Source organism: [Clostridium] citroniae WAL-17108, assembly GCF_000233455.1.
In the GTDB taxonomy this organism is placed as follows: domain Bacteria; phylum Bacillota; class Clostridia; order Lachnospirales; family Lachnospiraceae; genus Enterocloster; species Enterocloster citroniae.
Window position 1 is genome coordinate 1,173,862 of the sequence record NZ_JH376420.1, and the last position, 13,390, is coordinate 1,187,251.

Consider the following 13,390-nt stretch of genomic DNA (forward strand, 5'->3'; position numbering starts at 1 on the left):
TGCCCCGGAAACCATATAAAAATCATACCGCAAAAAGGGCAAAAAAATAAGAACGCAACTTGTGGAGATTTTGCGTCCTTATTTGCAGTGTATCCCTCAATCGGAAAGCGTTTGGCTCAACCGGTATTCCCTGGGGGACTGACCGTAATATCCCTTGAATATGCGGTGGAAGTAGCTGGTATTGTCATACCCCACAGCCACGCTGATATCCACAATGTTCATCCCTGTATTCTGCAGCAGGAATGCGGCCTGGTTTAAGCGCTTTACCTGGAGCAGTTCCTTATAGTTGCGCCCCAGGACCTGCTTGATCATGCGGCTCAAACAGTATACGTCATATCCCATGATGCCGGCCAGCTCCGCCAGGGTGCCCTCGCGGTAATGCTCTTCAATATACCGGAGCACCTGGAAGGTCAGTTTCTGTTCCAGGGATTGTCCTGAATCAGGGCTCATCCTCAATCTGCCTGTATAGTGCATGAGATGGAGGAGCACAAGGCCCATGGTGGCCTGGTTGATGCTGCGCTTGCCCGGCTGTTCATTGAGCAGGGACCACACCATATTTTCCATCAGGTTCTGAATGGGCAGTACATCCGACACCTGGAAATGCAGATATCTGTCATACCTGGTATCATCACAGAGACAGCCCACCAGAAATTCCCGCAGCAGATTCTCTTCCTCCCCCATCATCCGGAAGGCAGTGTCAAAAAACTCAGGCAGGATAATAAAATTCACCCCTATGTCATCCCGTCCTGCCGGAAGTATTTCCTGGGTGGCGTGCTGGTTTAAAAACAACAGCTCCCCGGCCTTTAATTCCACCCGGTTGCCATCCACTATATGGGTGGTATGCCCCTGGCACATGTAGATGACCTCCACATAGTTGTGGGTATGGGCAGGGAAATGGACAAACCGCGTATGGGGCCGGATCGTTATCATCTTACCTGCGTGAAGCAGCTTCCTGCTGTCTATGACCATATCACCACGGTCCATATAAAGGGTCCTGTCTATCTCGCGGTTCCCCCTAAGGATGTCCTGCTCCTCCCGGGTGATCACACTCAGGCGTTCGACCATCTCCTGATTCACTGCCTATTCCCCCTTTTATCCGTGTCACACCTTTTCCAACCATGTCACACGTTCTCCGGTTCCAGCTGCCGGTCTCCCAGCTCGTTCACCAAATGTTCAAAGTCTTCCAGGGGCATGGGTTTGAAAAAGGCATATCCCTGGACCACGTCACAGCCGCAGCTTCTGAGGAAATCCACATTTTCCACAGACTCCACACCCTCTGCAATGGTCTTGATCCTCAGCTCCTTGGCCATGTGTATGAAATTGGAGACCACGATCCGTTCCTTTTCACTGTCCTCACTCTTGTGAAAGAACATGATGTCCAGCTTCAGCACGTCAATGGGCAGGTTTTTCAGCAGGTTAAGGGAACTGTAGCCGGAACCGAAATCATCCAGGGAACAGATAAAACCCTTGGACTGAAGCTTCCTCACAATGTCGGAGAACAGATCCGTATCATTTAACAGGACTCCCTCGGTAAACTCCAGCTCCAGATAGCCGTCCGGCAGCCGGTACTTCTGTTTGGTCTTTGCATAATACTCTATAAAATCCTTCTGGAGCAGCCCCACCTTTGACACATTGACAGCCAGGCTGATGGGACTGCCGCCCTCATCCAGGTAGCGCCTGAACCATCCGCATGTCTGTTCAAACATGTACCGGTCCAGCAGGACGATCCGGTCGCTCTTTTCAAACAGAGGGATAAAACTGGCAGGCGGGATCAGGCCCTTGGATGGACTGAGCCAGCGCACCAGGGCTTCCGCCCCCGCGATCCGGTTGTGGTTCTGAATGTTCACCTTGGGCTGCATGTAGACCTTGAATTCCCCTGCCCTTAAGGCTTTTTCAGCTTCCGCCTCCATTAAGGAATCCTCGATCTGCTGCTGTCTGATCTCGTCATCATACAGCGCGCAGCTGCTTCCGGACCTCTCCTTTGCAATCTTATGAGCCATGTTGGCGTAATTCACCAGCACGTCAATGGATGTCTCACTGTCACCGGGAGCAAGCCGGTAAACGCCGATGGACAGTTCGATAAAATCCTGCCCCTCAACACCGGAATCCTTTATGTACTGATTCAGGGACAAGACCTGCTCCATAAAAAGTTCCTGGCTTTCGCACCTGCAGATCCCCGCAAAATTATCAGCCGACACACGGCAGGAGATGCAGTCCTTTGACTCCTTGTCCACCAGGTACTCAGATATGATCCTCAGGATCTTATCCCCTTCCTCATACCCCAGAATATCATTGATGAATTTGAACTTCTTTAAGTCTCCGTACCACAAAATACAGGAGGGCAGGTCATCCCTTCCAAGGAATTGCCTGGCATCCACCTTAAATCCGTCATAATTGCGCAGGCCTGTAAGCCTATCATTGTAGGCCAGATCCATGAGCATCTTCTGGGCCCGGGCCGCCATGCTCCTCTGCCTGCTGATAAACAGGGCAAACAGGCAGCATGCCACCACGATAATGGCCATGATCCCCATGGTGGTCTCTATATATCTGGCCCGCAGCACGTTCTGGGGCACCATGCTGTGAAGGTACCATCTGCCTTCTAAGAGGGGCACGATAACAGACACCTGTTCTCTTCCATACTTGTCGGTCATTTCAAAGGACCCGGTACCGCCCTCCTCTATGGCCTTTCGCAGCGCCTCCTTGTTCTCCGGCAATATATCCCCGGGGAACGCATGAATGGAGCGCATGATGTAATCCCCGCTGCTGCTGATTATATTGGAAAATCCCTGACCGCTGAGTACCGGAGCGTCCAGGATGCTCCTTAAAACATCGGCTGTGTGCACCGCGCAGAGAACGCCTATGGTCTCTCCTGCCGGCGTCTTGATCCCCACGCCGTAATAATTGATGTACTGTCCCTCCTGAAGGTCATCCGAAAACACGTCCGATATATTATTCTTCCCCTGCAGGGCTTTTTGGAAAAACTCCATGTCCTTCAGATTGCGTTCATAGACCTTACCGTTTAAATCCACAAACCACGCGTCTCCATCCAGCCTGGCAAACCCCATGCGTATGAATGCATTTTCATTATTAATATCACGGAGAATGGGCAGGAGACGTTCACGCTCACTCTCGTCCATCCCTCCCAGCATAATCCCAAGCCCCTCCAATGTCTGAAGATCGCCCTGGACCTGCTTTACAATCGTAGTCTTTTTCTGGTCAGATGCATTGTACAGATACTCAATATTCTCCACCTGGTTCTTTATGATCATCTGCACCAGGAACAATAAGCTGCTGGCAATAAAACACAGGCACAGCAGTAAGGGAAGGACCGTGTCCATTAGCCTGTGCGTTTTTCCATCTGTCGTACTCATCTCATATACCCCGGCCTTTTTCTTCAGAACCCCCTGGTCGGGAGTGCTCCCATCCGGTGTTGTCCTGATTTCTAAATTGGTTTAATCATAATATATTTGAACTCAAATAGCAAGAAAAATGGGCGTCCCAAGGGCTCCTAATACCTGAAAATACAAAAAACAGGCAGGGGGGTCTGCCTGTTTTCTTATCTTTATTCAGCCTGTTTCTTGATCTGCAGCGGCATCCGCACTCCCATGGGGTTTAAAAGCACTCCCACAGCCTCTGCCACCAGGATCTGGGGGATCTTGTCCGCGGTTATGACAAGGGGACGCAGCTGGTTTTCCCTGTTAAACTTCTGGAACTCCATAATATCAGTAAAGATCGCCTGATACACCTCCTGGTCGTTTAACTTGATGACAGGTATGCCGTTCCCCTCTTTCTGTACGGGAACAATGAAGCTGCCTTTAGCAAAGTAATTGGATATCTCTTCCTGCCACTCCCTTAACTGGGGGCTGTTCTCCTGTGCAGGCTGTTTTCTCAGTTCCTGCATGTAGTAGAGGGCGGTGAGATGCAGTTCCGGGTTCTCCACCCACATCTTGCCTTCCGGATCCTGGGCCGGTCTGTCCCGTCTTACAAAATCAGCCAGCTGGATATGCCTTTCCTCTGCACCCTCCGTGACAGCCAAGGCATTCACTCCCATGGTATAAAGGCTGGTGTAAAACATAAGCATCTGCCTGTCTTCCAGCTTTGCCACCTTAACATCAATGTTGCCGCCTGCCAGTTCGCCAGCCTTTGCCTGGGCATCCTCTGGCGTAAAAAACATATAGGTCTCATCATCAAACGATTCCGGATCGCAGACAATATATGGCTCCTTGGTGCAGCCGGATATTAAAACATAGAGTGCCTCAGCACTCTTTAAGCGCTGGATTACTTCCTGATTTCCTGTGGATTTGTTATCATTCATGTAGTTCTTCTCCTCTTCTTTCCTTCCAAGCACAGCCGGGCAGGATATGAAAACCGGGCCGCACAGCGTACTTAAAACAGACTATCGCTTGTTATTATACCACCCCATTCATTCTTATGCTATTTAAATAATATAAAATCTTTTTTACTTTTTTCCAGGAATCAAAAAGGTATGGCTTCCGCTGATGGGAAATCCATACCTTGTGCTGTTCCTGTATCCTGCCTTATATCCCTAATGCCTTATACCTTTATGCCTATATCCGTGCCTATATCCGCCTGTTCCCGGCTTGCGGACCCATCCGCTTGATCCTACACCGCGAATTTGGCAAGTCTCTGCTTTAGATCCCTGCAGTTTGACTCCTCCGTGTGCAGAACCAGCTCCACGGTGCGGGACACTGCCAGATAAAGGACGCCCAGTATGGACTTGGCGTCTACCATGTGGCTGCCGTACTTTATATCTGCGTCATAATCATAGCGGCTGATCGTATTTACAAAATCCACCACCTGATTAGGTTTTTCAAATTTTACCAACATACTTGTCATTCTATTACACTCCTTTGTATATAATGGTTTTTGCCCTCATTGGACAAGGGTATGGAAATCTATGCCAACCATTTATATTGCAATAAGTATAAAAGTTTCAGCCACTTTTTTCCATGGTAGAATTTTTTGATATTGAGTAAAATTTAACGATTTAAGGTATAAGTAAGATTTACTTAAGGTTTATCCAATGTTTTCCTGTATCATTCCCCCGGGCATTTAATACCAGATCGTAACTGTTCAATCAAACACAGGCAAGCTCTATACCAGATAGTTCTGTTCAGGATCCCCTCTCCACTCTTCGATTACATCCGGTTTCACAATGTCGTACCACTGTTTCATCATGCGGAAATGAAACAGGTCCTTTTTCAGGCGTTCCAATGCCTGTTCCCCGTTCCAGTAATGCCCAAGACGGTTTTCCAGGTCCCTTACGGTCTCTCCATACTCCGGCCTGGCACCCAGATCCTCCAGTTCCCCGGGATCCCTCTCCAGGTCAAACAGCTGGCTTACCTGGTATCCGGCATGCTTTACCAGCTTATAGGACCCAAGGAGCAGCATGGCGCTGGGATCATCCCCCTTGATGTCGCTGCACATTGATACCACCTCCCTGTCAGAAGGCACAGGCGTCCCTTTTTTCAGGTTGGACACCAGGCTTATGCCGTCCTGGTCCGGCAGACGCTGGCATCCCGACAGTTCCAAAAACGTGGGCGCAATATCCAGCAGGCTGGTGAAACCGCCCACATGGCCTCCTTCCGGAAATACGCCCGGCCAGACATACACCATGGGTACATGGGATGAGCCTTCATAAAAATTGGTTTTCCAGAACAAACCGTGTTCCCCGATATTATCTCCATGGTCGGAGCCGTATACTACAATGGTGTTCTCCCATCCCGCTGTTTTTTCAACGGTTTCCAGGATCCTGCCTATAAGGCCGTCCACATACTCCACCATACCGTAGTAAGCCGCCCGTATCCTGCGCACATCCTCAGGGGTCACTTTTTCCATATTCCTGTTGGCATACCATTTCCGGATGGCCGGATGCATGGCGTCCTTTTCCTCCTGATCAGGAAAATGGATCTCAGGGAGACATTCATAATAGTGTTGGTATAATTCTTCCGGCGCTATGTAGGGACAGTGGGGGCCATAAAAGCCCACGGTCATAAACAATGGACGCTCATCGGTCCTCTCCTTCAGAAAGCGGCAGGCCTCTGACGCAACATCCTCATCATAGTCCAGTACTGCCGAGCGGCCTGCCCCTGACTTTTTAATGGAGGTCAGGTTCTGTCCGGAGGAGCGTTTAAACTCCCCATAAATCTCAGCTTCATTGTCCCCTCCGATAAAGCAGGGGGTGATATCGCCCACCAGACGTTTTTCATATCCGTGGCGCTGATCATTTCCCACAAAATGCATTCTTCCGCACAAAACCGTCTCATATCCCCCCACGGTCATGGAGTTTACAAAGGTGGCCTTGTCGGACGGCAGGCACTGCATATTATTATAGACCCCGTTCCCGGTGGGCAAAAGGCCGGTGAGGATGGAGGATCTGCTGGGCACGCACAGCGGGGCCGCGCAATAGCAGGAATCCAGCGCCGTTCCTCTGGCGTAAAGACGGTCCAGGTTAGGGGTGCGTGCCCAGGGGTCCCCGGCGGCTCCCATAACGCTCTGGTTATGCTGGTCTGACAACAGATAAATTATATTGGGTTTCATGCTCTATTCCTCCTGCAGGTCCTGTTCAATATTAGAGTCCTGCTGCACTTCTTTTCCTTTTCTAAGGGCTTTTATATTGGCATAGATCAGATAAGCTGTCAGCAGCAGGATACCGATGCACAGCGGCCTGGCCAGCACATACAAGAAAATGTTCCTGCCCTGGGCTGAAACTATGGTGTAAGTCCTCACAAAGTTGCTCTCAATGATACTTCCCAGGATCAGCCCCAGAACCACGGGTGTATTGGGGATTCCCAGCTTGGCCAGCACCACCCCGAAAATTCCCATGCCAATGGCCACATATACGTCATACACGGAATTATTCACGCTATATGCGCCGATCAGGGAACACATCAGAACCACGGGGATGATATGCCGTATATTCAGTTTCAGGATGGATGCAAACACAGGGATTCCGAATATCCCGATCACCATCATAATAACGGCTGCCAAAAACATTCCCAGGATAAACGTGTATACAATATCCCCATGCTCCACAAACAATCTCTGCCCAGGCACCAGACCGTGGATGGTCAGGGCGCCGAACATGATGGCCGAGGTGGAGGAGCCGGGTATTCCCAGGGAGAGCATGGGAACCAGGGATCCGCCCACTGCCGCATTGTTGGCGCTCTCCGGCGCCACGATCCCCGCCGGGTTCCCCTGCCCGAAGGTTCCTTTCTTATCCCTTCCCTTGGCTTCCCCGTAGGCCAGGAAGGAAGCGATCGCTCCGCCTGTTCCCGGCAGGATCCCGATAAAGGTTCCGATAGCCGATGACTTTAGCAGCACGCCGGTATAGTTTCTCCAGGTCTCCTTCCAGATATCGATGAACCTGGCTTTCTGAAGCTGCAGGATCTCCTTATCATCCCCGTTTCCGTTCAGCCCGATCCCCTGTTTGATCATCTCCGCAATGGCAAACAGGCCGATGATGGCCGGGATCAGGTTGATGCCTCCCCTGAGCGCCTTGGAGCCAAAGGTGAACCGCATGGCGCCTGTGCTTCCATCGATCCCGATCATGGCCAGGAACAGCCCGGCAAGCGCTGCCAGCAGCCCCTTTGGAACATTTTTCCCNGTCAGGCTGCCCACAATGGTCAGGCCGCAGATGGCCAGCAGCATCATTTCCGGCGGGCCGAACCTGACAGAGATGCTGGACAATACAGGTGCAAAAAATAACAGTACGATCAATCCGATAAAGCTGCCGATGCCGCTGGCAATAACGGAAAAATACAGCGCCCTCTTTCCTTCACCCTTCCTGGTCATCTGGTATCCCTCCAGCGCCGTGCAGGATGCCTCCGCCGTTCCCGGACAGTTGATCAGGATTCCGGATATGGAGCCGCCGTAGGAGGATCCCAGATAGATTCCTCCCAGGAACAGCAGTCCCTGTTCCGGCCTCATGGCATAGGTGAACGGCAGCATGACCGCTATCCCTATCCCCCCATTCATGCCGGGAATCGCACCCAGGATCACTCCTGCCGCAGTGCCCAGAAAGCACACCACCAGTGTCTGCACACTGAACAAATTGACCAGGACCTGTGTTATCAGCTCCATATGATACACTCCTCTCCTGTTTTATTTCTTTAACATGGCTTCTCTCATGGCAAAATCTTCTTTTAAGAACGCGTCCAGGTCCGCTCCGGTCAGCAGCGCCGGCTCCTCATCAATATTGGAAACGCTTTCCTTGATCTCGCCTTCATATCCCTGCTTTAAATTTTCCACCAGAACATTTACAACAGACTCCGGAAGGCCCTTTGGCCCCACCAGCATCCTGACGGCCGGATTCACAATGTCATATCCCTGCTCTGAGAAGGTGGAGATGTCAGGAAATGTTCCCAGGCGGTCACCCAGCATGATTCCCAGTACGGTGAGATCCTGCTCCTGTGCCTGTGAAATGAACTTTGCGCTGAGGATCCCCGCTTCAATATGCCCGCCCAACAGGTCTGCCAGGACCTTGTTGCCGCCCTCATAGACAACGCCGGTGGTAACGATCCCCATTTTCTCATTCATCAGATCCAGTGAAAGGTTCTGGATCGCGGATGGAAGGGCAATGGTCAGCTCTCCGGGTTTTTCTTTGGCCTTGCTGACGAAGTCATCCAGGTTCTTCATGTCGGAACCCTTTTTCAAAACAAGGATGTCCCCCGTTGTGTTCAGTCCTGCAATATAAGTAAAATCATCCGTGGTAAAATCACATTCACTGGCCACATATACAAAATTGGCCACATCCGTATTGGAAAATACTCCCAGCGTATATCCGTCTGCCGCTGCCTGTGAGATATCTCCCATGCCCACCAGACCGCTGGCGCTTCCATTGTTAATGATCACAATGGCTTTTCCCAGGGTCTTCTCAAGGGGTGTGCACACAGCCCTTGCCATGGCATCCGTACCGCCTCCGGCCGCCGCCGTTACAATACATTGGATCTCTTTTTCAGGATAGGCTGCCGATGCAGCAGCTTGTTCCCCGGCCTTATCTTCCGTCTTGGCCGCGGCCTGTGTGGCTTCCCCTGTCACTGCCTGGGCCGTTGTATCCTTTGGCGCGGAATCACTCTTTGCACATCCGGATAAAACCGCTGCCGCCAGCAATGCCCCGCAGACTCCTGCCCATAATCTCTTTCCCGTACTTCTCCTCATAACTTTCCTTCCTTTCCTCTGCCTAACGCAGAATTCCCGATGGTGTAACAATTTTTAACCCCACTGTAAATACCGCAAACGCCGCCACTGTTACCAACAGCGAATACGCCAGAACCCCTGCCAGCGCCTTCCCTGTTTTCACCGGTGTGATCAGCCATGAAATGCCGGCAATTACAAAAAATGCCGAAAAGTAAAATCCCAAGGTCCCTGCCATAAGCGGATTGATAAACAGGAACAGGATCATCACGATCTCCTTCCACCATATCCTGGACAGCGGCTGATCCGGCGCTCCCCTGGCCGCACTTCCCAGCAGAACCATCCCGATAAGGATCAAAAGCACAAATACCGTCATGGGATAGATTCCTCTGGACAGTCCGGTCACCCCGGCCATACAAAGGCCAAAACAACAGGCCAGGACACCGGATAAGAAATTGGTTTTAAGAAATTTTTTCTCTTTTATCAAAACCCCGCCTCCTTTTTTCTCCCTTACTATGTTTGATATTGTCATAATAGCACACTCTTTTCTTAAAATCAAGAAATTTTTTCTCTTTTATTATATTTTTTTCGTATAATCGAGAAAATTTTTCTCTTATTTTTTTCTTTTTTTCTCTTGTTACTTGTATTTCCTGTAAAAAAGTGGTATAATACAGGAAAATCAATGGGAGAAACAGTGATGGAGAAAAAAATTACCTTACAGGATATTGCCAAAACTGCAAATGTGACGGTCGCTACGGTCCACAAGGCTCTTCATAACAAAAAGGGCGTCAGCCCTGAAAAGCGGGAAGAGATACTGGCTCTGGCCCGTTCCATGAATTACTACAGCGAACCTTCGGTCCATAAGACCTATAAGATCGCCGCCGTATTCCCCGGACCTACCAATGACAACCGGTATTTTTACCAGTATATATGGAAGGGGATCCATGACAGGGCAAAGGAATTGTCTCCCTGCCATGTGGAGATCCTGGACATCACCTTTGACGGAGGCCAGGAACAGCAGCTCCAGGTCCTGAACCATATTTGGGAGACGCGGCACCAGGAGCTGTCCGGCCTCCTCACCGTGGTCTGGAATGAGACTGATTCCCTGGAGGTCCTGAACCGGTTTACAGACGAGGGCATCCAGGTTTTTACCATTTCCGCAGACGCCCCCTTCAGCCAGCGCACCGCCTGCATCATGGCCAACCCTTACCGCTCCGGCCGTCTGGCAGCCGAGTATCTGGGCTCTGTCCTCAGGCAGCCATGCCGCGTGGTCATCATCGGGACCAAACGCGACACCAACAACCATGCCCAGGTGGTACGCGGATTCTTTGACCAGATGACGGAGAGCAACCCGCTGATCGAGATCATTGAATTATATGAAAATGTTTATTACCCTGAAAAGCTTTTTGAAACACTCAGCGAGTTTCTCCACACCATTGACAATATCATGGGAATTTACGCCAATAACGCAAGAACCACGGCACGGGTGTGCACCATGGTAAACGAGATCGGATACCAGAACAAAGTGACCATCATCGGAAGCGAACTTTTTGAGGAGTCCAAGGATGCCCTAAAGCATGGGATTCTCAATGCCATCATTGACCAGAACGGATATGAACAGGGATACAAGGGCGTTTCCATTGCCTTTGACAGCATTGTGCTGGGGAATGAGGTGCCGTCAAAGCACGAGATCAACACCTCCCTGATCCTGAAGAATAACCTTCCCCTGTAGGGATAAAAGGAACTGCCCGGGCCTCCCTGCCGAACTGGTCGTTGCGCACCTGTTCATAAAAACGGGCACAGGAAATCCCCACCAGCAGGCATCCTGCAATTAAGAGTATGATAATTCTGCGCATTATGCGGTTATTTTCAAATTCCTTTTTTGGCGGCGGTTGGGGCGTGTGTGCCCTTATCCACTGAGGGTACCATAATCCCCCAAAAATACATCTGGAAATCCAGGATTTAATCGACATTTTTTAGAGTTGATGTCTATTAACAAATCCTCTCTGTGAAGGAAAAAAGTGCTGCCCTGCTTGCGGTTTTCCAACCGTTTGCATGGCAGCACCTAAATCTAACTACTTTACTATATCCCCAGCACAATAAATACCGTATCCTGATCCCCATATTCCTTCATCTCAAATGCCAGCAGTTCCAATAGTTCCTCACGCCGGCGTATCATGGAATAATCTATCAGCCGTTCACCTGCCGCCACCCACACCTGAGGCAGCTTTTCTCCCATATCACCATACTCGCTGTATTCCTCCAGCAGCTTTTCCATGGATTTAACAGCTCTTCCAGCAGTGGTTTTTCCATAAACCCCGCTTTGTCTGTATAAGCGGAGTGTTCCATCATAGGCGAGTACATATACGGATGGTTTTTTCCTGCAAAAGAATTCCATAAACGGATTCTTCTGCCTGTGTTCCACCCTGCACAGCCAAAAGCTCCCGTTGGAATCCATCATTGATTCCCCATGCCGGAAGTCTTTTTCCTGTTTTTTTATGATATCCTCTATCTGGGATTCTTCCAGGGGGAAGGTATGTGATTTCCTATTTCTGTGATCCGCCAAACCAGTGGCAACCGCCCTGACAATACCTCTCTGGGGTTCTGATTCCATGATGACCTGCACCGTATCCCGCACAGCCCCTGCCCGGATCGCCCCCTGGACCGCCTCGGCCTTTAATTTCTCCAGTTCCTCCATGGTTGGGGACTGGATGGTCCGTTCACATACTTCCCGTATCATTGCCAAACCCACCCCAATTGGTGAAATGGCAATGGGGTCCCTGCAGTAACGGTATTCCCTCCCCAGGATCCCAGCCACTGCCGGAAGAAGGGATGGACTTCCTCCCCCTCCGCCGATCAGGGGCAGGGTAACCCCGCCCAGGGAATTGTTTTCCTCCATTGTTCCGATCACACTGCGGACACAGTCGGCTGCATATCCAAACACTTCCCCCAGTACCTCATCCGTGGATTTATGCACATACTCCGCCAGCAGCTTCACTCCTGCTTTTGCCTGGTCCGCAGATCCATGGGAAAAGTCATTCGGGCCTATATATCCCCCATAATTAGCCAGACATGTCAGGGTCAATGCATATTCTGTTCCGGTAATTCTGTCCCTTACCGCAAAGTATTGGGCGCAGTCACTACCGCGGGAAAATGTATACGGTTCCAGCTCATGCACATGTATCCCCTTTGCAAAGCAGAGATATTCCAGCCCGGCAATATGGGCGCTTCTGGGACCGCAGGCCAGGCGGCCGTCTTCCAGGCGCACCATACTCCCGCCCGCTACCCCAATGGTGTGGATATCCAGGGAACGTATATAAGTATTATGTTCCCCGATACAGGCCCACCTGTTGATGACCTGCCCATTATGGATGACCGATATGTCCGTGCTGGTTCCTCCTGTTTCCAGGAAAATGCCCTCGGATGTATTTTCATGCATCAGTATTCCTGCCACACCAGCCGCCGGCCCCGACAATATGGTCTGGATTGGTCTTCTTTGCACTTCATCCGCACTCATCACGCCGCCATCGGAACGCATAATCATCAAAGGTTTACTGATTCCTGTCTGCGCCACGCTGTCTGCCATATAGCTGACGGTTTCCATCATCTTGGGCAGTATGCAGGCATTGATAACTGCGGTCTGCGTTCTTGTCCGCAGCCCGTACAGGCCCGACATGTCGCAGGTCCTGGTGCAGAAAAGCCCCGCCTCCTCAGCCAAACTCCGGATGCTGTTTTCAACCTGCGGATCGTCCACGCTGTATGCCGAGGCAGCCACCACGGTTTTAATCCCCAGTCCCACAATTTCCCCCATTATGCTGCGGCAGGTATTCTCATCAAATCCCTTGAGGAAAAAACTGATGACCTTAATCCTGTTTCCGGCACCAAGGGAGAGTTCCTTAAACGTGGTCTCCTGCCTGATTCTGGCCGCTCCCAGGCCCTCCCCGCATCCTATGACTGCAACCGGATCTACATCCCCCTCTAAAAGAGCATTGGTTGCCTGAGTGGTGCCGTGAGCGATAAACGCCACCTGTTCCGGGGCGATCTTACATGTCTCCATCAAACGGCACAGGGCATTTCTGATTCCTTCCGATACCCCTTTTTCATGGTGATGGGTGGTGGGAACCTTTACGATCCCAACCAGATCTCCTGTTCTGTCATCTATGGCCACTGCATCTGTAAAGGTTCCCCCTACATCTATACCAATCCGGTACATGATTCCACCACCCTCCTGCAT

The 13,390-nt window shown here is 50.8% G+C and carries 10 protein-coding genes; 1 reads left to right on the plus strand and 9 read right to left on the minus strand.

Features of this window, described 5'->3' with window-relative positions:
* Nucleotides 1–96: 96 nt before the first annotated feature.
* The 8 genes from HMPREF9469_RS05285 to HMPREF9469_RS05320 all read right to left on the minus strand — a co-directional run bounded on the left by HMPREF9469_RS05285 (nt 97) and on the right by HMPREF9469_RS05320 (nt 9,643).
* Nucleotides 97–1,077 carry an AraC family transcriptional regulator gene (locus HMPREF9469_RS05285; protein WP_007859923.1) on the minus strand — a complete coding sequence of 327 codons (981 nt, stop codon included), beginning with the start codon at nt 1,075–1,077 and terminating at the stop codon, nt 97–99.
* A gap of 44 nt (nt 1,078–1,121) precedes the next feature.
* Nucleotides 1,122–3,371, minus strand: a complete 2,250-nt coding sequence (locus HMPREF9469_RS05290) for a bifunctional diguanylate cyclase/phosphodiesterase (protein WP_040415003.1) — start codon at nt 3,369–3,371, stop codon at nt 1,122–1,124.
* Nucleotides 3,372–3,562: 191 nt separating this feature from the next.
* A complete protein-coding gene (locus HMPREF9469_RS05295) occupies nt 3,563–4,315 on the minus strand; it encodes an SseB family protein (RefSeq protein WP_007859927.1) in 753 nt (250 codons plus the stop codon).
* Nucleotides 4,316–4,623: 308 nt separating this feature from the next.
* The gene (locus tag HMPREF9469_RS05300) at nt 4,624–4,857 is read right to left on the minus strand and encodes an HPr family phosphocarrier protein (protein ID WP_007859928.1); all 234 of its coding nucleotides are present in this window, start codon (nt 4,855–4,857) and stop codon (nt 4,624–4,626) included.
* Between the two features lie 258 nt (nt 4,858–5,115).
* A complete protein-coding gene (locus tag HMPREF9469_RS05305; RefSeq protein ID WP_007859929.1) occupies nt 5,116–6,561 on the minus strand; it encodes a sulfatase-like hydrolase/transferase in 1,446 nt (481 codons plus the stop codon).
* 3 nt (nt 6,562–6,564) lie between these two features.
* Nucleotides 6,565–8,103 carry a tripartite tricarboxylate transporter permease gene (locus HMPREF9469_RS05310; protein WP_007859930.1) on the minus strand — a complete coding sequence of 513 codons (1,539 nt, stop codon included), beginning with the start codon at nt 8,101–8,103 and terminating at the stop codon, nt 6,565–6,567.
* Nucleotides 8,104–8,124: 21 nt separating this feature from the next.
* Nucleotides 8,125–9,180: a tripartite tricarboxylate transporter substrate binding protein gene (locus tag HMPREF9469_RS05315; protein ID WP_007859931.1), complete on the minus strand. Its 1,056-nt coding sequence runs from the start codon at nt 9,178–9,180 to the stop codon at nt 8,125–8,127.
* Between the two features lie 22 nt (nt 9,181–9,202).
* Entirely contained in the window at nt 9,203–9,643 is a 441-nt protein-coding gene (locus tag HMPREF9469_RS05320; protein WP_007859932.1) for a tripartite tricarboxylate transporter TctB family protein, read from the minus strand.
* A gap of 210 nt (nt 9,644–9,853) precedes the next feature.
* Here HMPREF9469_RS05320 and HMPREF9469_RS05325 point away from each other — a divergent pair, with 210 nt between their 5' ends.
* Nucleotides 9,854–10,888, plus strand: coding sequence for a substrate-binding domain-containing protein (locus tag HMPREF9469_RS05325; protein WP_007859933.1), 1,035 nt, complete (start codon nt 9,854–9,856; stop codon nt 10,886–10,888).
* A 351-nt stretch (nt 10,889–11,239) separates the two neighbouring features.
* On the opposite strand, the gene HMPREF9469_RS05330 is transcribed toward HMPREF9469_RS05325, so the two are convergent.
* A complete protein-coding gene (locus HMPREF9469_RS05330) occupies nt 11,240–13,369 on the minus strand; it encodes a hydantoinase/oxoprolinase family protein (RefSeq protein WP_007859934.1) in 2,130 nt (709 codons plus the stop codon).
* Between the last annotated feature and the right edge of the window lie 21 nt (nt 13,370–13,390).

What these genes read in the sequence shown, in the direction of transcription:
- HMPREF9469_RS05295 (WP_007859927.1), bottom strand. Translation starts at nt 4,315, where the DNA reads ATGAATGATAACAAATCCACAGGAAATCAGGAAGTAATCCAGCGCTTA.
- HMPREF9469_RS05330 (WP_007859934.1), bottom strand. Translation starts at nt 13,369, where the DNA reads ATGTACCGGATTGGTATAGATGTAGGGGGAACCTTTACAGATGCAGTG.
- HMPREF9469_RS05315 (WP_007859931.1), bottom strand. Translation starts at nt 9,180, where the DNA reads ATGAGGAGAAGTACGGGAAAGAGATTATGGGCAGGAGTCTGCGGGGCA.
- HMPREF9469_RS05305 (WP_007859929.1), bottom strand. Translation starts at nt 6,561, where the DNA reads ATGAAACCCAATATAATTTATCTGTTGTCAGACCAGCATAACCAGAGC.
- HMPREF9469_RS05290 (WP_040415003.1), bottom strand. Translation starts at nt 3,371, where the DNA reads ATGAGTACGACAGATGGAAAAACGCACAGGCTAATGGACACGGTCCTT.
- HMPREF9469_RS05300 (WP_007859928.1), bottom strand. Translation starts at nt 4,857, where the DNA reads ATGACAAGTATGTTGGTAAAATTTGAAAAACCTAATCAGGTGGTGGAT.
- HMPREF9469_RS05325 (WP_007859933.1), top strand. Translation starts at nt 9,854, where the DNA reads ATGGAGAAAAAAATTACCTTACAGGATATTGCCAAAACTGCAAATGTG.